Below are 20,720 nucleotides of genomic sequence, written 5' to 3' on the forward strand. Positions count from 1 at the left end.
TGCTTCCCCTGAAAAAAGATAAATGTCATGAAATTTGATGTAGCGATTGTCGGCAGTGGCCTGGCGGGTTTATCGGTTGCACTGCATTTAGCTGAGACGCGCACCGTCGCGATCATTTCCAAACGTGCGCTGCTCGATGGCGCCAGCAACTGGGCGCAAGGCGGGATCGCGGCCGTGCTGGACTCGGGCGACAGCCACCAGCAGCACATCGAAGACACCCTGATCGCCGGCGGCGGCCTGTGCGACGAGAGCGCCACGCGCTACATCGTCGAGCACGGCCGCGAAGCCATCGAATGGCTGATCGAGCAAGGCGTGCCGTTTACGCGCGATGCCACGGCCGAGCTGGGTTTCCACCTGACCCGTGAAGGCGGACACAGCCAGCGCCGCATCATCCACGCGGCCGACGCCACCGGGCATGCCGTGCAAGTAACCCTGGAAGAAAAGGTGCGCGCCCACCCGAACATCAGCCTGTTCGAACACCATTGCGCGATCGACCTGATCACCTCCGACAAGCTGGGCATGAAGCCCACGCAGCGCAATGCCCAGCCCCATTGCCATGGCCTGTACGTGCAGGATGAGCAAACGGGTAAAGTGCTGACGTTTGCCGCCGAGCACACCGTGCTGGCCACGGGCGGCGCCGGCAAGGTGTATTTATATACAACGAATCCCGACACGGCCAGCGGCGACGGCATCGCCATGGCCTGGCGCGCCGGCTGCCGCGTGTCAAACATGGAATTCATCCAGTTCCACCCCACGTGCTTGTACCACCCGTATGCGAAATCGTTTTTGATCACCGAAGCCATCCGTGGCGAAGGCGGCCTGCTGAAACTGCCGCCCGAAGCGGGCGCTGCGGCCGGCCAGCGCTTCATGCTGGCCCACGACGAACGGGCCGAACTGGCGCCGCGCGACGTGGTGGCGCGCGCCATCGACTTCGAGATCAAGAAACGGGGTCTCGATTACGTGCACCTGGACATCAGCCACAAGCCGGCCGAATTCCTCATCGAACACTTCCCGACCATCTACGCGCGCTGCCTGGAACTGGGCATCGACATAACCAAGCAGCCTATCCCCATCGTGCCCGCCGCCCACTATACGTGCGGCGGCGTCGTGACGGATCTGGCGGGCCGGGCCGACTTGCCGGGCCTGTATGCGGTCGGCGAGACAGCCTGCACGGGCCTGCATGGGGCGAACCGACTGGCCTCGAATTCCTTGCTGGAATGCATCGTCATCGGCCGCGCCTGCGCGCAGGACATCGAAAGCAAGGAAAAGCTGGGCACGCCATACCTGCCCGACTGGGATGAAAGCCGCGTCACGGATGCGGATGAGGAAGTGGTGATTTCCCACAACTGGGACGAGCTGCGCCGCTTCATGTGGAATTACGTGGGCATCGTACGCACGACCAAGCGCCTGGAACGGGCCCAGCACCGCATCGCGCTCTTGAAGGAAGAGATCGACGAGTACTACCGCAACTTCCGCATCACGCACGACTTATTGGAACTGCGCAACCTCGTCGACGTGGCCTCGATGATCGTCAACAGCGCCCTGTCCCGCCGCGAAAGCCGCGGCCTGCACTTCAGCCGCGATTATCCGGAAACCTTGCCGAAGGCGATCGCCAGCGTGCTGACGCCGCCGCATCGGTAGACGACAAACACAAGCGCCTTCCAATTCTGAATGCATCACATCGCGCGATGAGTCATTGCGGTATTCCGCTATGTGCCGGAAGCGGTCCCGCTGCAGGCATCGAACAAGCAGGGAAATTTGACGTAAATGTTGAGTAAGAGACTTTTTGATGCTATTGCATCTGCGGTGGACCTGGACGACCCTGCAGAGCAATCTTTAGCTCAGCGATTCATGATTGAGGCTATCGGAAGTGTGACTGAGCAATTGCCTGCGGTTGCCAAGTCAGCAGCAGCTGTGGCGAATCGATACATCACCGGTGCGGCGACGGCTGAGGAAGTCATCGGTGAGCGTGTACGTCTCTGGCGAGCAATTGAAGGCCGAGACCAATCGGACGCGCCAGACGTTTTGAAAATAAGAACGGCCATATGCGTCTTGCATCCTATGGATATCGGCAATTCTGCTGAAACATTGGAGTATTTTTTTGCATTTTGGCAACAGGCAGGCTTGGCGCAAGCTGAGCTTGAGGCCGCCGTTCAGAACAAGTATGGAATTTGAGGTGGCTTCATCCGGCCAGGAGAGGACGCAGCGTTAGAGCTACACCCGGCCATGATTGACTCGACAGATATGTGCAACAAGCAAGTAACGATAGATCTTACCTACGCGAAGAATGCATTGTTCGTTCGTCAATCCGTTGCGGTCGCTTTTGGCGTGCCAATAGATAGGGAAATAACTTGGGTCTTCCTTCAAGATCTGCTCTGTAATTCCAGCGAGTTTGCATTACCTGCGCGGGTGTTAGTCTGTGGCCTGCCAAGTGCTAGCGGCACGATTGGAGATGAGATTCGAATGTTCCGCACCTTTCTCCGCGCGCTTGCGACAACGCGAAGCATCGAAGTTCAGATTGTTTTGCACGATTAAACATGTAGCGCTCTCCCCCTACTTTGGGGGCGACAGTTGACGTACACTGTATGGCTGAGATCGGCCAGCAGCAGACCTTCCAAGCGGAGTGCAAACAATGAAAACAAAGATATGAAATTAGACGAATTTGCTGGTATTACACAAAAAATAATCCGTGAACAAGGTTTCGATGATTTTATTCCCATCGCATGTTTTCCTGAGCGTCGAGAACTTCGAGCCCTCGCCGATATTGAACCTGGTGAAGAAACTGAGGCAACTGTGGTTGAGTGGGCAAAGTCTTTAACGGAGTCAGTAGAAGAGTTGCTGGTTGCTTTCAAATTTTCCGTGTCTCAGTTCAAGGTCATCCGCATCAGGGGACCTGAGGAAGAGTCTGCGATTTATGAAGTTCCGTGTGATTGAACTGACCGTAGCCGGCCAAAAGCTGCCGGTCGACATCGGCGCTTTTATTTGAATTTGTAGGAAAAATATGAAGCAAGTCTTGCCCCATATTCAAATTGGATTGCACAATGATGAGCATGTCATCGTCGTTGTGGGCGACTATGAGCTTGCTGACTTCATCGAAGACTACCTCGGAGATGATTGCGATCTACCTTGCGATTACCGAACTACCGTCGAACGGCCAGGCGGTGAAATTGTCACCTTACATTTTCCAGCATCTGCACTGTTGCAAGTAATAGAAGGTAGCCTTACAAAGCTGTCCTTAGACGAAGTTAAGCGCATCTATCGCCTCAACAACTAGAACATGACTCGTACCGGCCATAAGCGGAAGTTCACGACGTTATTGAAGTGTAGTTTAAGGTTGTCCTATGATTAGTAAAGAAAACGCTCCGGCAGCATGGGCCACACTGATGTACGAGCTTGAAGATGCGCAAGAACACTTGACCACGCTCATATCGGAGATGAGTAGCGAGGCTAACTACGATGAGGTAAATCTTCGCATTGACCTCGGCCATGTGTTTGCTCACTTGAACAGGGCTTGGCAGCTGCGTGACTTGACGGAAGACCTCGATCAAGAGCAGTGGCAGCGCGCCGGCCAATTTCCCAAGGACTTAGACCCGATATAGTTCGTGGACGATTGGCTGGATTCGGCCAGAAGCAGACTCTGGTGACGTGAGAAGAAAAACATTCAGGGACAGCGGACAGCCGCTCATTAAGCCGGACAAAAAGGCCAAATCATGAACACGGTAACACTTGAGGAACAGCTTCAAGACATTGACATCGGCCTGTCAACTGCTGACGCTGAGAGCGTTCATCTGCTTTACCAATTTGGCGATCTACTGCTTCGCTACACGGATTGGAAGGAGCAGGAGTGCGAAAAGAAGTTCATTGACGTTCTTGCATTTCGTTGGGAAGAGTTTACGGACCACGCTCCCCGCGACGACTGCTCTTTCGAGATTGTCAATTCTGCATGGCTAGTTGCCCAGGCAAGGGCACAAGAGGTCGATCCTTGCAATTACATCCATTATCGTATCTGCTTCAATTGCAATGGCGTCCTCGACGTGATTACGTTGAGATGTTAATGCTTCCAGCCACGTTCGGCTTGAATTACAGCTTGCCTGCCAGATCGATGACAGCTTCGCGTACCCAGCGTTGTCCGCTGTGGCCATGGTTGCGCTCGTGCCACAGCATGCTCACGGCGAAGCCCTGCACAGGGAAAGGACATTCGACCACCTTGAGCACTTCGCCGCGATCATGCACCAGCCGTGCCGGCACCAGGGCGACAAAATCAGAATGCGCGACGATTTCAGGTACGAGCAGGAACGACGCCGCAGAAAGCACAACATTACGCTGATAACCCAGCGCTGCGAGTCCGTCGTCCACAGGCGTCGTGAAGTCGCCACCACGCAGCGAGACGATTACGTGGTCCAACCCTGCGAACTGTTCAACAGAAAGTCCTCGTTGCAGTTCGGGATGCCCATGTCTGCCGATAAGCACATAGTGCTCGTCAAACAAATGCCGGCTGCGTAAGCTGACTGGGCCATGCTCGGGTGTCATCAGCGCCAGGTCCACTTCGCCGCTAGCCATCTGCGCTTCCAACTGTAGCGGATCAAGATGGCGCAAAGCAAATCGCACACCGGGACCACGCTTCCGTAGCGCAACTACCAATGGCTGGATCACCGTCTTCTGCAGGTAGTCTGTACAGGCGATGGTAACGGTAAGTCGAGCCTTTATCGGATCGAAGTGGCGGTGTCCAGTCAATGTGGCGCGCACCTGATCTAACGCGTGGCGAAGCGGATCAAGCAGTTCGAGAGCCTTGGCAGTTGGCAGCATGCCACGTTGCACCGGTATCAGTAAAGGGTCATCGAACAGTTCGCGCAGGCGGCTCAATTGTGCGCTAACTGCTGGCTGGCTAAGGTACAGGCGCTCAGCCGCCCGGGTCACGTTCTGCTCCACCAAAAGAGTTTCCAATGTGACCAGGAGATTGAGGTCCAAGCGCTTTTTGCTATCCATGCAATGGATAGTAGCAGAAAGTTTTTTTGATTTCACAAATACCTAGAGGCAATGCAAACTGCCTCCACTCTCAATACTTTGTGAAAGCCAGGCCATGCAGTCAAACAATAGAAAAATTCTTATCGTCCATGCTCATCCCGAACAGACATCCGTGACGCGTCAACTTGCCGAAATATCTGCCGAGGTATTGAAGGCTCAGGGCCACGAAGTCATGCAATCCGACCTATATGCCATGGGATGGAAGGCGGTGTTTGACGGCCAGGATTTTCCCAATCGAGCCAACCAGGAGCGCCTGTCTTTCATTGAGGAATCTGGATACGCCTTTTCCAACGGTTGCCAGACTCCCGACGTCGAAGAGGAGCAACGAAAGATTCTGGCGGCGGATGCGGTGATCCTGCTGTTCCCGCTATGGTGGTTCAGCATGCCCGCAATCATGAAGGGGTGGATAGACCGCGTGTGGGCCTTTGGTTTGGCCTACGGCTACAAAGGGGCCGGCAATGCCTATCGCTACGGCGAGGGGGGCTTTGCGGGAAAGCGCGCACTGCTGGGGGTGTCGGTCGGAGGGCCAGCAGACGACTATTCCTCGCGTGGCATCAATGGGCCGCTAGAGCAACTACTCTTCCCCATCACGCACGGCACTTTGTTCTTTCCTGGCATGCAGGTGCTACCCACATTCGCGGTATATGGGACTGCTCGAATCGATGGCAACGGTATTGCTGAAGCAACCTTGGCCTGGCGCATCCGAGTGAAGCGACTGTTCGACGACGCACCGATTGCTTTCCGTCAACAGAGCAGCGGCGACTATCCAGACCACCACGTGCTGGCCGACCACATCGCACCAGCTCAGACTGGTTTGGCGGCTCACATCGCCGCGTCCGAGGAACTCAGCGCCCTTGTCCCAACCGCCTTTGGAGGGCTAAAGTAAAGACGATTGTCTAGCCACAGTCCAGTCCAGGCTGGCAACGGTGTTTATATACGAAAAATGACGCCACAGCACGCTGCTGGGAGCGAACAAACTCTGGACGCCATCCAGTGCCATTTTCAGTACATGGCTGGCAAAAAGGCCGGCCGTGCGTCAATGATCGAATGGCAACAACCTCCCCGGCTCACGGTTCCGGCATCTCAAACTCGATCCCATCCTCCGTGTACGACATCTTGGCTGACTCGCCCGTACACGCCCCCTGCGGCTCGTCCGCCACATAGCGGCACTCGCTTTCCACACTGCCATCTTCCCGCCAGTGCCGCGTCCAGCCCTGGCGTTCGCCATCCACGTACTCGATCAGCTGCCTCGGCTTGCCATTCGCATACCAGGAACGCAGCGCGCCCTCCTCGCGGCCGCCCTCGTTCCACAGCTTGTGCACGATCAATACGCCCGTCCGGCTGAAACGCTGTGTGCTGCGCAAGACAAAGTGGCCGCTGTGCGTGCGCTTGATGGCGACTTTACCGTCCGGATAGTATTCGACGCTCTCGCCGACTGGCTTGCCGTCAACGTAATTGGCGGTGCGCTGCACCTTGCCATCCGGGAAATAGCGGGTGCTGGGCCCCGTCATGATGCCGTTGTCATGCCGGCTGCGGCTTTCCACGGCGCCATCCGGATAGAACAGCAGCATTTCGCCATCCGTCCGGCCCTTGACCTGGGTCGTGCGCGTGCGCAGCTTGCCGTCCTTGTCGAACGTTTCCACCACACCATCGGCGCGGGCGCCGTTGCGGTAGGTGCGCGACTCGATCAGCTTGCCATTCTGGTGGTAAGTCTGCTCCTCCCCCTCCTGCACGCCATTGCACCAGGTAGTCCGCATGGACAGCTGACCGTCCGGATAATAGCGGATCTGCACGCCCTCCTGCACGCCGCGCCCATCCTGCTCCACCTGCATTTCCAGCTGGCCATGCGGGTAATACATGCTGTAGTTGCCCACCAGCTTGCCGCGCAGATAATCGGGATCGTTGACCTGGCCAATCAGCCGCTTCGGCTCGCCTTCGCGCACATGATAGATCTCGACTTGCCAGGTGCCCGGTGTCTTGCCGGGCGGCAGCGGCAGCACGAGTGCATAGCGCGCCTGTTCCATCACCTCGCCGCGCGACAGGTTGTGGTTCAAATATAAACGGGCCTTGCCATCGGCACATTGCGCATCGCAGCCGCGCAGCATGTGGATGACGGGAATGGCCTCGGCCTTGGCCTCGGCCCCAGTCCGGCCGGACGCCGGGCAGGCGCGCAGGCGCACGAGCAAGGGATTCTTGTCGCGTATCATGTTGGCCAGCTCGGCCTTCATGACGCCATACTGCTCCTCGTTCAGTCCGACTGACGCCGCATCCATGCGCAGCTGCCGTCCGCCGCAGCCCGTGTCCTCGTCCACGGTCAGGATATCGCCGCTGCCAGGCGCAGCCGTGATCGCCGTGATCACTTGCCGCTGCACGATCTCGGCATGGGCCAGCGCCGGCAACAGCAGCATGGCGCCAAACAGATGCTTCACAGTGCGCGCCATGCCTGCTCCTTGCGCTGCAATTCCGGCGCTGGTGGCGCGTCACCGCATGCGCCCTGGGGCTTGCCTGCCACATACCGGCATTCGCTTTTCAAGCTGCCATCCTCGTGCCAGCTGCGGCTCCAACCCTCGCGCCGGTCGTTCACGTACTCGATGGCTTGCTCGGGCTTGCCGTTCTCGTGCCACGAGCGCGACGTGCCTTGCTCGCGCCATTGCGCATCCCAGCGTCTTTCCAGCACCAGCACGCCTTGGGGACTATAACGCTGGATACTCAGCAGTCCGCCTGCGTCGCCATATTGCTGGCGGCTTTGCACCTTGCCGTCAGGATAAAATTCCAGCGCCTCGCCCGTGGGTAAATCGTTGACCTGCGTCATCCTGGCGTGCACGGCGCCATCGGGGTAGTAATTCGTCGTCACGCCATTGGACTTGCCATTTTGCATTTCCGAGCGGCTGGAGACTTTTCCATCCGGGAAATACGTGAGCATCTCGCCTTCCATCTTGCCGTCGCGCAAAGTGTAGCTGGTGCTCGGCTTGCCATTTTCATCGAAGGTTTGCACGGGCCCGTCCAGGCGCTGGCCGTCGCGGTAGCTGCTCGTCTCGCTCAGCTTGCCCGTCGCGTGATAGCGCTGGTGTTCGCCCTCGGGCATGCCATGGCGCCAGTTGCCGCGCAGCTCCAGGGTGCCGTCCGGATAATACTTGCTGCCGATGCCGTGCTGGCGGCCTTGCCCATCCTGCGCCACCTGCTTCTCGATCTTGCCATTGGGATAATACGCGACATAGCCGTCCACCAGCTCGCCCTGCGCATAGTCGGCGCGGTTGACCTGGCCCGACAGACGCAGCTTGTGTCCCGCCACGCTATAAATCTCCACCTTCCACGTGCCCGGCAGTTTGCCTTTCGGCAAGGGCAACAACAGCACGTTGGGTGCGTTTTCCTGCTCGATGGGGTAGAAACGTTCGTGCAGGTACAGCCGCGCCCGGCCATCGGCGCAGGCGGCTGGCGTGCAGGCGGCGATCTGGCGCACGATGGGCACGCTCGCATCCTCCGGGCATTTTTTCAGGGTGACGAGCATGGGCGTCTTGTCCCGGATGCGCCGGGCCAGTTCGGCTTTCAGCGCTTCGTACGGCGCCTCGTCCAGGTTCACCGAGCGGGCATCCATGCGTATCTGCTTGCCGCCGCAGGCCGTCGTGCCGGCAATCGTGAACACGTCGCCGCCTTCGCTGTCCTGCTCGGCGGCGATGGCTGTCAGCACCTGGCGCTGCACGATTTCCGCCTGCGACAGCGCGGGCCACAGCAAGGAAGCGCCAAACAACGCGCAGAGGGTCTTGATTTTCATGTCATTCCTTTAATCGTCCGGCGAGACACGCGGCTCGGCCGGCACAAAGCTGACCCGGCCATTGCGGTAGCGCACCAGCACCTCCGCCTTGGCATCCCGCAACTGGCCATGCTTGACGGCCGGCAAATAGGTCCAGCGCTTCACGCTGTCCTGCATGACCTTGTTCAACTGGGGTTCCATCGGCATTTCCGCCACCGCATGCGTCAGGGTGCCGTCGGCGGCAATCGACAGGGTCAAGCGGTTTTCGCCAGTCGCATTCTGCTTGTCGAGCACGCCGTAATCAACCGTCGTCATCGTCTCGCGCAGCACGCCCGCAGGCTGGTCCGGCAAGGGCGGCAAGGCCTTGAGTTTTGCCGCCAGCAGCGCGCCATCGGCAAGCGCCTTGTCCCAGCGCTTTTGGTAGGCCCCCCCCTGAGCCAGGCGCAGCACCTTGGCGGCCCGGTCCATGCGTTTTTCCGTGGCGGCGACACCATTGTCGGACGGCTCGCCCGGTTCCGTCGGCATGGCGTTTTCTACCGCGTAACGGTAAGACGTCAGCTGCGCCAGCGCCACCATATTGACGGCATCGTGCTCATCGCCGCCACGCAGCAGGGCCGTGGCCGCGATGCCGAGCCAGGACACGCCATCGGTGGGACGGCCCCACACGGCTTGTTCGAAGTACTGACGCGCCGCCTGCGGTTCGTTCAGGCTCAGGTGCATGCGGCCCATGGCCGCCGCTGCCAGGTGGTCGCGCGGGTCGGCTTGCAACTGGTCAAGATAGGTCTTCGCCAATTCCGGGGCATAGCCGGGCATCGCGCCCAGGCCTTCCATCAAGGTGGTACGCAGGCGCGCGCGCACCTTGTCGCCCTCGTAGCGCGACGACTTGTCCTCGCCGGCCCGGTACAGCAGCTGCAAGCCGCGCGTGACGGCGCCATCGTCGCCCCTGGTCATCGCTTGCGACAGGCTGTGCACGGCCTTGCGCGCGTCGGACTGCTGGAAGCCGGCAGCCTTGCGCTGGCGCCAGCGAAATACTTCCAGGCCAGCCGCCTGGTCCGCTTGCGCCTGCAAGCTGGCCTTGTTGTTGACTTCGTCTGGCGACGAGGTCCAGGCCGTAAAGCCGATCAGGAACAGCACGATCAGCAGCACCACCACGGCCCAGCCCTTGCCGGAAATGCCGCCCGCATTGGCCTGCGCGGTGCCCGCAGCCAGCCGCACGGGCGCCTGACCCGGCGCCGTGCGGCGCGCGCTGCGCTGCTGCGGCGGCTGTTGCACCTGCATCTGCTGCGCCTGCACCGAGGCTTGCGCGGCCGCGACGATGACCTTGTCGCGCGCGCAGGCGGCGCAACCCTGGCCCGCAAAATGCTGGTGTTCGGGATTCGCGGTACACACGACGAGCTTGCCGCCGCTGCGCTGTGCATAGCCGCGAAGCAACTGTGCCCAGTCGGCCGCCGATGGCCGCTGCGGTTTGGGGGATGGGGAAAACGCGCGGTCGAACATGGCGCGCAGCTCGGGCGGCATCAGCGCGTGGCCGCTGGTGGCGTTCGGCGCCAGTTGCTTGTGGCGTTTGATGCCGTACGCATAGCAGCCGTCGCGGATGCGCCCTGGAATGTCGGTCGCCACTTGCGCATTGCCGGGCCGCCCGCTGTACGGGTGGATGCCAAAGTTGAGCAACTGAAAGATGACGACGGCCAGTGCAAAACGGTCTTGCGCCATTTCCGTGCCAGCCGGCATGCCCTTGCGCTGGAATTCCGGCGCCAGGTAGTCGGCCGTGAATTGCTCGGCAGGAAAACGCTCGGCATGGCCCTGGATGCTGAAACCGTCGCAGTCGAGCATGGCGATGTACAGCGAATCGCGGTAAAAGCGCAGATTTACGGGTTTTAAATCGACCACGTAATGCTGCTGCTGGTGCAGCGCATCGATGACGGCGGCCAGGTTGGCGGCCAGGGTCAGCTTGGGACCGAGTCCCGTGGGCAATCCTGCCGCACGCGCCTGGCGCTCCTGCATGATCTGTTCCAGCTCGGCCGTCTGCGCCATGTCCAACAAGGGCATGACGAAACCGGCGAAGCCGCCCTGGCCGTCGAACACGGCCGCCTGCGGCCAGGCGATCTGGACGTAGCGCTTGCCGTTTTCCAGTTGGTCGGGCAACTCGGGCGACAGTTCCAGCATCGCTTCAAGCTTGCGCCGGTTGGCGGCCCGGTCCAGGTGCGGGTGGTACAGCTTGGCGACCTGCGCGGGCGCGCCCGGCAACAGATACACGCTGCCCGCGCCGCCGCTCTTGACGAGTTTGCCCAAGATCAAACTGCGGACTTTATCCAGCCAAATTTTTCCACCGGGACTCAGGCCCGGTGTCACACCTTGCTTCCGGCTCATGCGCGCAAGGCCAGCAGCAGGGTCTTGTCATCGCCCGTGATCTGGTGCGTGCGCGGGTCGGCCAGGGTGGATGCCAGCGCCGCATTACCCAGCTCCACGCTGTCGACCGTGCGCAGATAGCCTTGCACGGCATCCATGAATGGCGCGTACAGCGCCCCATTGTTCTTGCTCATGGCAAAGGGCATGCAGCCGTCGGACATCAGCACGACGCCGCGCACGGGCCGGGAAATCGGCAGCAGGCGCAGCTGTTCGCGCCAGCGCTCGCCGCTGATGAAATAGGTTTCGTTGGCGTATTCACCGTTGGCGGGCAGCGAGATCAGTTCGCCGCCATCGATCAGCTGCGCCACGCCCAGGCCATCGCCCAGGTGGAAAAAGAAACCGTTGTCGCGGCCCATGACCACGCCCACCACGGTGCTGGCGTAGTCATCCAGGGTGGCGTTGGCGGCGCGGGCGATGTCGTCCAGCGCGGCGCGGATCTGCGCCAGGGTGGCCGCCAGCGCACCGTCATGTAAATCCTGCACGGTGACGCCCTGCTCCAGCCGCCCGGCCAGCGCCTGCACGGTGTGCGCGGCAACAAACTGCGCGCCCTGTTCGCTGAGGCGGGCAGAACCGGCGCCATCGCAGACGATGGCCAGCAAAACGTCGTTCACGACGGCGTGCGCGTGCGCATCCTGGCAAGGGATGTCTTTATCCAGGTGCGCCTTGCCCGTGACGGAGGCGCCGAACACGCGCCAATGCTGATTTACTATCGTCATGGATCAGCGGGCTTTCACGTACTCACGACGGACCAGCCGTCCGTCGAGGCCAGCTGAGCCTGCGCGCCGGGACGCGATTGCGACACCACCTGCATGCTGGCGCTCAGCCACAGGAACAGTTCGCGGAACTGCAAGCCTTTCAGCTGCTTCACGCCGCGCTCGCCGCGGCTGGAGAATTCGCCCAGGGTATCGATGTTTGCGTGGTCGCCCACGGCGATGGGGAAGATCGCCACTTTATTGGCCTGCTCGGCTGCGCGCGCCTGTTCGGCACCGTGCTGCCAGCGGTCCGTCGGCTCGCCGTCGGACATCAAAAACAGCCACGGCCGCGTATACGCCACGCCTGCTGCGCGGAAGCGCTGCTTTTCCTGCTCGATCTCGGCCAGGGCCAGTTCGACGGCCGCGCCGGTCGGCGTCGTGCCGTTCGCTTCCAGACGTGGCGCCGTGAAATCCATGGCATCGCACCAGTTGCTGGCCACCACGGCTTCATCGTGGGCGCCATATTGAATCACGAGGATGCGCACGCGCTTGGCGGCGATGACATCGGACTTGAGTTCCTGTTCCAGCAAGGCCAGGCCTTCGTTCAGCAGCGAGACAGGCTCGCCATCCATGCTGCCGGAGCAGTCCAGCACGAGCACGAGCGGCGTGCGTTGTTCGGTATTGTCGACCAGGGCGACGTCGGGGATCATTATGGAGGTCATGTAATTTTGATAGAGTTGCGAAATAGCTTAGCCCCGAAGCTTACCCTATGGATATGTTTTCCATGTGTCCGATTGCTTCGGATGCTATAGCACGCGGTCAAAATCGCCATTTTTCCGGGATTTTTTGTCCCTGGCCCGTGCCGCCTGCCAGTTTCCTTGTCCTCGCCCATCGGGCGCATGATAAAACCGCCAACTTGCCCTGAAAGCAACAACCTCGTACACTAAACTATTCCGGCCATCCAGTAGCGGCCGGAAACGGATAGATAGCAACTAAATTTAAGGTTAGTAATGAAGAAAATCGTTGCGGCACTTCTGTTGTCTGTTTCCCCTTTCGCCGCTTGCGCTTCTCCTAAAGCGTCCGAATTGGCTACCGCGCAGGTCGTTGACCAGTTCGTTCAAGGCTGTTTTATGAACTTCCCCTATCCCGAAAAATTCCAGGCTTGGTTAGCACGGCCGGGCTTTCAAAGGCTATCAAGCATCGATGCGGCAGCATATCTGGGGGCTTACTCTGGTAATGCCTGGAACGTGCAACTCGACAACTCTCGCTTCGTCCTGACGAGTATCGGCGAGAGCGCATGCAATGTCTTTGCAAATGACCTGGACGCGTCGATGACCAGGAATCTGGTGGTCGGCTTCCTGGATTATTTGAAGACCCAGGGGGCCACCTACCAATCGAAGATGGTCACGCCGGCCAGTGCGACTGCAGGCCTATCGAGCACGAGCTATGCGGTATCGATGAACGGCCAAGTCATCATGCATTTGACTTTGACCATTGCCGCCCCTGGCGCCGGTTCATTCCAGGTTGCACTGACTGCTGCCAGAGCGGAAACTTGATCTTTGCACGCGAACGTCACAGGCGCGCTCGGCCCAAAAGAGCTTGGTGACCTTGTGTTCATGCCATGGATGCAAAATCCCGCATGCTCGTGGAACGCCTGGTTGCCGAAAGTACGTAGCGGATATCCGCAATCCGCTACAGCGCCGCATTGCAGCGGTGCCATATTTATACTATCTTGAAAGATGCCCAGGCCAGATGGCAGCGTCCAGCCCTTCCTTACAAAGGTGGGGCCAAGTGCTGCACCACACTGCCCTTACCCAGTTCCGCACCTGTACGCCCGCGGCACACTGATGTAGTCAGGATTGGGGGCAAGCATGGACACAGGTACAGTAAGGGCGGATGTGGGCAAACTGATCGGCGCCATGTACGACTCGGCCTGCGGCACGGGCGACTGGCCGCAGCTCGACAGCGCAGCCCTGAGCGGCCAGCAATGGCAGGAGCTCTTGCCGCATCTGCAACGCGCCCTGTGCCTGCAGCAGCGCCTGCGCGAAGCGCAACTGGCCAGCCACTGCGCGCTGGCGGCGCTCGACGCCATGGGCGCCGCCGTGCTGGTACTCGACACCAACCTCGGACTGCGTTTCGCCACTCCCGCCGGCCACGCCCTGCATGCGGCTCAGCTGGAACACGCTGCCCCGCCCGCCCTGATGCGCGCCGTGCGCCTGGTGATCGCCAGCGCCGGTGGCGCAGCGCAATGCCAGTCGCTGCGCCTGCCGCGCAAGCAGCAAGCGCCGTTGGCCCTGACTGTCACCCCGCTTGCCGATTGCCAGCCCACCTGCGCCCTGCTGATCGCGCGCGACCCCACAAAAACGTGCACGTCCGTCCCTGCCTTGCGCCAGCTGTTTGACTTGACGCAAGCGGAGGCGCAAGTGGGCAAGGCGCTGGCGCAAGGGGCCACCATCGAAGAAATCGCCGCGCAGGGCGGCATCAGCGTCAACACAGTCAAGACGCATCTGCACCATACCTATTTAAAGACGGATACGCGGCGCCAGGGCGAGCTGATCGCCCTGATCCACGGTGCCACAGCGCACCTGGCCGTGCTCGATGCATGAGGCCGTGTCATCCGATCGGATGATGCGCGTTGCATCTTGCCTATCTACACTGGCAACACCGGCAGTCCGCGCCTTGCCAGTGTGACAGCAGAGCTTGCGGACCAGCCGGTTCGGTTTCCCTGTCACCCGCATCAACATCGCCGCGCCGGCAGCGGACGGCACCACAGTTCAAGGATGGGTAAAAAAATGAAAACATGGATCTTGGCCGGCACCCTGGGCGTCTGCGCCCTGCTGGCAAATGCGCAAACGCTGCCCGACAGCCAGACCGTCGTCGTTCCCGGCGGACGCCTGCACACGATCGAATTGCCGGCACACAAACATTTCATGAGTGCGGAAAGGTTTGCCCCGTTCCGCGGCGGCTATGAGCTGTCGAACGGGCAAGTGCTCTATCTGCGCAACGCGGGAACTATCGGCGCCATGATGTATGCGCGCATCAATGACCAGGACGAACACCGCATCATCGCCACCGGCAGCGACAGCTTCGTGGCGCTCGACCGGCAACTGGCCATGCGCATCGACCTGCGCGACGATGGCAGCGTGGGCGGCGAAGTGCTGATGCAAATGCCGGCCGAAAAACTGGCCAGCGGCGCCATCGTGCCAGCCCATGTTCAAAGCATGGGCCTGGCATCGCGCTAGGGCGGCAAGCCGCATGCCGCATGGGTGGCAGCCATGAGCAAGCAGTATTCCGTGCAACAGCAAAACGCGCTGACCCAGGCCACCATCAAGCAGACGGCGGCCTGGTGGCGCGCCCGTCCCCTGCCCGACGCCTTGCGCCAGTGCGCGGCCAGCCATGGCGTGGCGCTCGATGCGGCCCTCATGCTGGACCTGCAACTGGCCTGGCCCGGCATGCCCGCCGTGTATGGCAAGCTGCTGAGCGCTGACGGCCACTTCATTCATTTCGAGATGGACCTGGACGACAACTTGCGCCCCTTGCCCGGCAGCGTGACGTGGGACGACATCAGCGCCGGCTACGACCTGGCCGCACACAAACGGGGCACGGGGGTCGGTTATGGGATGCTGTGCAAGAAAGTGCTGCAGGAATTGAATCGCGGCGCGTGCTAGCGGAACCGCTGCCTTCACATGCTATCATCGGCGCCCCGTTCATGAGACAAATGGCAACGCCACATGCAGCATCCATCCGGCAGTCAATCCCGATCCATGCTGCGCCGCGGCCTGCGCCTGCTGGCCTGGCCCTTGCTGGCCCTGGTCAGCGCCGCCTGCACCAGCACCACGCGCCATCCTGCCAGCGAGCCCACGCAAGTGACCCTGCGCTTTACCTATGACGATGGCAAGCCGATGCGGCATGACAATTACCTGGCCAATGCGCGCCAGCAAACGTACATCAAGCGCTGCAGCAAGATCGGCAGTACCACTGTCTGCGACATCGGCTCGGATCCACTGTTCATGGGCGGCGACGCCCCGCTGGACGCCAACGGCGAAGTGCGCGTCACCCTGCACTCGACCGGCCCCATCGGCAACAATCCGACCAGTCTTTGCATCAAGGGCAAAGGCTACGTCTTTGATTCCGGCGACTGGAAGCGCGGTCCCTTCAGCCCCGGCCAGGTGATCGAGATCCGCTACAGGATACGCGAAGTGGACATGGCGTGCCCCTGGTCGTCGGGCACGCCGCCGTGGTGGGACAAGAGTTAAGCCAGCCGGGGCCGGCTGGCCTGGCTTTACTGCAACTCGAACTCCGCCGGAGTCAAGCCCAGCTCGCGCGCGATCTTGCTGGCCACGCGCTGCTCGTTGGCATCGAAATTGCCGTCCGACGAAGCGACGGCGATGATCATGCGCACCAGCAAGCGCGACGCCTCCACATTCGACTTCATCTTGCCCAGCGCCTGATAGGCCTTGGCTTCGCCGATATCCTTGTCGAACTCCAGCTGGCCCACATATTCCTGGAAAGCTTTGATCACGTCCGTGGTGGTAAACACGGATAGCGCATCATTGCTTTCAATAAACTTCACCATCTTCTGCTTCTCTTCCGCACTGACGCTGCCGTCGGCCATGGCGATCAAGGCAGACCCCGCCATCGCGGCGTTGAGGAAATCCTTGTTCTTGTACTTCAAGGCCTCGGTTTTCAACTCGCTTGCCTTGGACTTCAGCTTGGACAAAAAGGAATCGAAACTCATGGTGTACCTCCGGGTTGTTCATTGATCAATGCGGCAAGACACGCCGCCATGCTCGGTAGTTGAGGGTGCAAGCTTGAAATACAAGCAAGGGACGAGCAACAAGCACGCAACTGAGCGCGCCGCCTTCGTCCATCGCCCTGCTTTGCTCTCAAAAACAACTGCAACGCCACGCCAATTGAGCCACACGCAACGTTAAATAATTTGCAGTTGAAAAATAAGTAACTTCATGGCAGCATGGAATTACATTTTCTTTACTGCAAGGTTGTGATGGACAAGCAATTGCTGTTGATTTGCGCACTGACGTTCATCATCCACATCATCGGCACCCTCGCCTACTCCGTGCGCATCGCCGGCATCCGCACGCGACGCATCGCCGTCTCGCTTGCCTTGTTCAGCATTCTGATGCTGCTGTCGCGCACCTCGAATTCCTTCCTCGGGCCATTTCTCGCTAAGCGCGTGGAAACGAGCATCGACCAGCAGGTGGCCGCAGATGGCCTACTGATTAAAATCCGCTGGTTTCTCCTGCCGCCGGCTGGCCTGATCCACCAGCATCACTGGCATATTCCGGCAATAGTAGTCCTCCACGACAGCCAAGAATGGCCTCACCGCGCACTGCGTGAGGTGCTAACCATGAAGTGAACACTTTCTGATTCTCGATGAAATATTTCAGAAAATAAAGTTTCACGTGAATTTAAAGAAATTTCACCAATAATATATATTACATTACATCGGAAATTTAAAATTCATGAAATTTTAAAAAAATACCAATTCACACAAAAGAAAACACAAAATGCGAGGAATAATTGGCTGATCAAACACTTAGTTTATTGCGAAGCGCGAAGCCGAGCAATGCAAGATTTTTCTCGACAATAGACCAGTTAAGACAAAAAAGTGTGATAAGTAATTATCGCACCTTACTCTCAAAAATTAGGCGAGTAAAACCTTTTGGAAGAAACACTATTATTCCAATAAAAACAGAGAATTTGAGCAAAATCTCCGGAGTAATTCCTTTAAAGTCCCTTCCTTTTGAAAAAGAGGTGGCCTGGACGGGATTCCAAATTTTTGACAATCTAAAAAAGCTAATTTTTCACATTGAATGCACTGGAAAATTAGCCAGATTCACTAACAATGGAGAGTTTGATAATGCAATCGATATTATTGATCAGCATATTAAACAATATGGTGAAACACTATGGGGAATAGAAGCAAAAATTGGCATTTTAAGTAGAAAAGATTTTTCTTCAGAAGAGGTTAATAAATACTTAGATTCTCGCTTTGAAATTTACGGATCTATCGCGGACTATCTTTCGTATTTGTTTCTAGATTTATATGATGAGGATACTACATTAGGTGGTTTTCAGAGAAGAATGAATCTTCGATTAAAAACATTTACACGATCCGATCTTAAAAATTTCATCAATGTGAAAGCGATGAGCTTTGAAGAAACCAGTAGCGAGTCCCTAAGTGATTTCATTAGAATAAATTCAAGTTTCAGCTTAGTAGATGCTTATGAAGCTTTACTAATTTCTGTCCCCCAACATTTATTCTGTGCTTTAGACTTCCAGAAGAATGGTGTACTTCTCACTGTACTAGCACCTTTAAGCCAATTAGGAGATCCACGACTTGTACAGATATGCAATACATTAAGCTACTCTGCGCATTTTGAGAAAAATACGAGCATTGATTTATTGCATAAAATAAGTTCGATAAATGAATTTCCAGATTTTAGAAAAATTTCAATTATTTCACTATGTTCCAAAGAACAAGCGGAATCGGTTGGAGTAAGCTCAGAAAATTTTTCAAATATAGAGCGTCAATTTTCAGACATATTACTGTCTTTTAAAGATAAAAATATTGAATTAATATCAACCTACGAACAATTACAAACATTTGCCTCTAAGTATTATTTTCTCCCATGGTTTTTATCTGCCAAATCTTGGATAGAGGGTATTTTTTTGCCATTCTCGGGAGAGCTAAGATTTCTATTGTATCGAGCTAGCACCTGCTTTCAAGATATATCCTACGTAAATCTAGAATCGTTAACACAATCTCTCCCTTGGTCTACGATCTATGAGTCGTCACCGGAGGAAAGAAATATATATTTACAAAATTCATTTAGCTTATTAACCGAAAATGAAAACCATTGTGTAGATATTCCACTATCGAGCAATGAATCATTGAAATATGGCAATCAGTTGCTTGGTCTAGCTGTAGCCTTGAATTTCAGAGATGAAAATAAAACACTGAAGATTTGCGTTAAAATTGCTATTACTAATATTGGTAGCTCGACCTTTTTACCCTTTGCGTATATATTTGAAGGAAAAGAGACTTGGGCCGATTTAGTAGAGCTAGATATCTTAGACGTAATAATAGGACTATATTTTACATCTCTTGGCGATCGCGAATCCAGAAATAGATTTTTACTTGAATTCGCTTGCAAAAAAATTCTATCCGATTTTCGTGATGGGTCGCCGTCAAAAATACTAGACATATTAGACAAAAGCGACGCTAGAGTATTATTTATTTTGAGAGAGATATTTGTACCTAAAAATTTGCGATTAGTTGGAGGATTACACACAGTTGAAGACATTGAAAAATTCCGCATTGATGTTTGCGCCGCAATGCTAGATATAGATAAGGAATATAGCGATAGGTATGTCGCAGAAACCATGGAGATTCTACAGTCGCAAGATTTAAGAAAAGCAGAAAAGGAAGTGGAGAGTGCCCGCATCAACGTTGACAGAGAAGGTATCAAACAATGGGCCGAAAAAACCTATCGCGAAGAATTCCTTCGAGCCAAGAAGGCGCGCACTACGAAAATGGCACCGTCTATTGAGGAAATAGAAAAGAATTTTTCAGAAAATGTATATTCTAGCGAAAATAAAGAAAATACTAGCTTAGCTCAAAATCTTAAGGACCCTATATTTTTAATTGCTTCTGAAATATTTAGTAAATGCTTTTGGAAAGAGGATGATGGGCTAGACCATTTTTTAAGCCTTAGAATTAGGCACGGATCCTTCGCTGGCTATTTACGGGCGCCACTTGAACAAGTCAATCTTGTGGGTGCTGGATCCCCCACGATAGGGCTAACCAAAAAATTCTGGTCTACAAGCCTATCTCGCTCCTCCGCACGTTCCTTAGAATTATTATTAACTGCATTGGATAGTTTTCAAATATCATTTGATGCCATAGTTGAACATTTTAGAAGCGACTTACTTCAAATATCCACCGCCACAAAACCACATGGACTTTTTATTCCAGGTCTGCATAGAGCATTATGGGATGCTTATCATTTAGATTGGGAAGGCGCTAAGAATTTTGATGTTTTTTTTGATTATATTTGGAATGCATTTCAAGAGGCATTGAATTCATCACTAAAAATTGTTATAGGATCAATTGATGAGAAAATATTTTCAGGAAGTGAACAATTATTAAGCAATCTCCGTAGAACTGTAAACGAATGTGGTTTAGATGATGTTGATAGGGCAAGTGTGATTTCAGCTCTCAATGAAGGCGTTAGATCATTACAGGAAGCTGTTAAATCGGTTAAGAAATGGTTCGAAGTAAAACGCGACCCAACAAGCGATATAACATTAAATTCGAAACAGGTTCTTGAACTAGCATTGAAGCTGTTTAAAAAAATACGGCCTAATTTCACGTTGGATTTTCAGCCAAAAATAGAGTCAGGAAATGTTGTATTTTCAGGAACAAATATTTCTCGCGTCACGGATGCATTATTTATAATATTTGACAACATCTACAAACATTCTGGACTGCATGAAGTAGCAAAAATACGCTTAAATTTCAAATGGGAAGAAGATTCAGATAAAACCGGCTTCTTTTACATTTCTATCATTAGCCCTATTAGCAAGGATAAAAATATAGAAAATATTAAAAGGCGAATTTATGATGTAAAAAACATTATGAACTCCGGAAATAATCGAATTGCATTAGTAAACGAGGGCCTTAGTGGGCTCATAAAATTATCATGGCTTGCGTCAAAGGGACAACATGGTGGAAAAATTGATTTCTCAGTATCGGAAAATTTGGAATTCAGTGTATCCATTTGGATGGGATTTAGTTTTCAATCTCTATCTTAAGAGAG

20 protein-coding genes and 1 pseudogene are annotated in these 20,720 nt (G+C 55.9%); 14 read left to right on the forward strand and 7 right to left on the reverse strand.

All coding sequences use genetic code 11. The annotated features are described in order from the left end of the window. Positions 1-27 precede the first annotated feature (27 nt). The 6 genes from nadB to IGS58_RS13615 all read left to right on the forward strand — a co-directional run bounded on the left by nadB (position 28) and on the right by IGS58_RS13615 (position 4,055). Positions 28-1,641: an L-aspartate oxidase gene (nadB, locus tag IGS58_RS13590; RefSeq protein WP_034787348.1), complete on the forward strand. Its 1,614-nt coding sequence runs from the start codon at positions 28-30 to the stop codon at positions 1,639-1,641. 126 nt (positions 1,642-1,767) lie between these two features. Then, complete coding sequence (locus tag IGS58_RS13595; protein WP_230521712.1) at positions 1,768-2,175, forward strand: hypothetical protein; 408 nt, start codon at positions 1,768-1,770, stop codon at positions 2,173-2,175. A gap of 471 nt (positions 2,176-2,646) precedes the next feature. Further along, entirely contained in the window at positions 2,647-2,934 is a 288-nt protein-coding gene (locus IGS58_RS13600; protein WP_230521713.1) for a hypothetical protein, read from the forward strand. Between the two features lie 67 nt (positions 2,935-3,001). Continuing rightward, positions 3,002-3,274 (forward strand): hypothetical protein, encoded by a 273-nt coding sequence (locus IGS58_RS13605; protein ID WP_230521714.1) that lies wholly within the window; start codon positions 3,002-3,004, stop codon positions 3,272-3,274. A 67-nt stretch (positions 3,275-3,341) separates the two neighbouring features. Next, positions 3,342-3,599, forward strand: a complete 258-nt coding sequence (locus IGS58_RS13610; RefSeq protein WP_230521715.1) for a hypothetical protein — start codon at positions 3,342-3,344, stop codon at positions 3,597-3,599. 111 nt (positions 3,600-3,710) lie between these two features. Next, the gene (locus IGS58_RS13615) at positions 3,711-4,055 is read left to right on the forward strand and encodes a hypothetical protein (RefSeq protein WP_230521716.1); all 345 of its coding nucleotides are present in this window, start codon (positions 3,711-3,713) and stop codon (positions 4,053-4,055) included. A gap of 25 nt (positions 4,056-4,080) precedes the next feature. On the opposite strand, the gene IGS58_RS13620 is transcribed toward IGS58_RS13615, so the two are convergent. Further along, entirely contained in the window at positions 4,081-4,968 is an 888-nt protein-coding gene (locus IGS58_RS13620; protein WP_230521717.1) for a LysR family transcriptional regulator, read from the reverse strand. A 112-nt stretch (positions 4,969-5,080) separates the two neighbouring features. On the opposite strand from IGS58_RS13620, the gene IGS58_RS13625 reads away from it, so the two are divergent. Then, positions 5,081-5,911 carry an NAD(P)H-dependent oxidoreductase gene (locus IGS58_RS13625; protein ID WP_230521718.1) on the forward strand — a complete coding sequence of 277 codons (831 nt, stop codon included), beginning with the start codon at positions 5,081-5,083 and terminating at the stop codon, positions 5,909-5,911. Between the two features lie 181 nt (positions 5,912-6,092). On the opposite strand, the gene IGS58_RS13630 is transcribed toward IGS58_RS13625, so the two are convergent. The 5 genes from IGS58_RS13630 to IGS58_RS13650 form a co-directional block, all read right to left on the reverse strand. Next, positions 6,093-7,466, reverse strand: coding sequence for a toxin-antitoxin system YwqK family antitoxin (locus IGS58_RS13630; protein WP_230521719.1), 1,374 nt, complete (start codon positions 7,464-7,466; stop codon positions 6,093-6,095). Next, positions 7,451-8,797, reverse strand: a complete 1,347-nt coding sequence (locus tag IGS58_RS13635) for a toxin-antitoxin system YwqK family antitoxin (RefSeq protein ID WP_230521720.1) — start codon at positions 8,795-8,797, stop codon at positions 7,451-7,453. Before IGS58_RS13635 ends, IGS58_RS13630 begins: the two co-directional genes overlap by 16 nt. A gap of 9 nt (positions 8,798-8,806) precedes the next feature. After that, a complete protein-coding gene (locus IGS58_RS13640; protein WP_230521721.1) occupies positions 8,807-11,068 on the reverse strand; it encodes a hypothetical protein in 2,262 nt (753 codons plus the stop codon). 74 nt (positions 11,069-11,142) lie between these two features. After that, positions 11,143-11,901 carry a PP2C family serine/threonine-protein phosphatase gene (locus IGS58_RS13645; protein ID WP_230521722.1) on the reverse strand — a complete coding sequence of 253 codons (759 nt, stop codon included), beginning with the start codon at positions 11,899-11,901 and terminating at the stop codon, positions 11,143-11,145. 14 nt (positions 11,902-11,915) lie between these two features. Further along, a complete protein-coding gene (locus IGS58_RS13650) occupies positions 11,916-12,599 on the reverse strand; it encodes a vWA domain-containing protein (protein WP_034787343.1) in 684 nt (227 codons plus the stop codon). Positions 12,600-12,887: 288 nt separating this feature from the next. On the opposite strand from IGS58_RS13650, the gene IGS58_RS13655 reads away from it, so the two are divergent. From IGS58_RS13655 to IGS58_RS13675, 5 genes are all read left to right on the forward strand, one after another. Further along, entirely contained in the window at positions 12,888-13,433 is a 546-nt protein-coding gene (locus IGS58_RS13655) for an NMCC_0638 family (lipo)protein (protein WP_230521723.1), read from the forward strand. 315 nt (positions 13,434-13,748) lie between these two features. After that, positions 13,749-14,483: a helix-turn-helix transcriptional regulator gene (locus tag IGS58_RS13660; RefSeq protein ID WP_230521724.1), complete on the forward strand. Its 735-nt coding sequence runs from the start codon at positions 13,749-13,751 to the stop codon at positions 14,481-14,483. A gap of 186 nt (positions 14,484-14,669) precedes the next feature. Beyond that, positions 14,670-15,119, forward strand: a complete 450-nt coding sequence (locus IGS58_RS13665; protein ID WP_230521725.1) for a hypothetical protein — start codon at positions 14,670-14,672, stop codon at positions 15,117-15,119. Between the two features lie 33 nt (positions 15,120-15,152). Continuing rightward, on the forward strand, positions 15,153-15,545 hold the full coding sequence (locus IGS58_RS13670) for a hypothetical protein (RefSeq protein ID WP_230521726.1): 393 nt from the start codon (positions 15,153-15,155) through the stop codon (positions 15,543-15,545). Positions 15,546-15,608: 63 nt separating this feature from the next. Beyond that, a complete protein-coding gene (locus IGS58_RS13675; protein WP_230521727.1) occupies positions 15,609-16,133 on the forward strand; it encodes a hypothetical protein in 525 nt (174 codons plus the stop codon). Positions 16,134-16,159: 26 nt separating this feature from the next. On the opposite strand, the gene IGS58_RS13680 is transcribed toward IGS58_RS13675, so the two are convergent. Further along, positions 16,160-16,615, reverse strand: coding sequence for a tellurite resistance TerB family protein (locus IGS58_RS13680; RefSeq protein WP_211549426.1), 456 nt, complete (start codon positions 16,613-16,615; stop codon positions 16,160-16,162). A gap of 267 nt (positions 16,616-16,882) precedes the next feature. Between IGS58_RS13680 and IGS58_RS13685 the strand changes: the two are divergent. Both IGS58_RS13685 and IGS58_RS13690 read left to right on the forward strand, forming a co-directional pair. Then, positions 16,883-17,140: pseudogene (locus IGS58_RS13685) on the forward strand (lipid II flippase family protein); the annotation flags it as partial. A 278-nt stretch (positions 17,141-17,418) separates the two neighbouring features. Beyond that, entirely contained in the window at positions 17,419-20,715 is a 3,297-nt protein-coding gene (locus IGS58_RS13690; RefSeq protein WP_230521728.1) for a hypothetical protein, read from the forward strand. Positions 20,716-20,720: the final 5 nt, after the last annotated feature.

Source organism: Janthinobacterium sp. EB271-G4-7A (genome assembly GCF_020858075.1).
GTDB lineage: Bacteria > Pseudomonadota > Gammaproteobacteria > Burkholderiales > Burkholderiaceae_D > Janthinobacterium > Janthinobacterium lividum.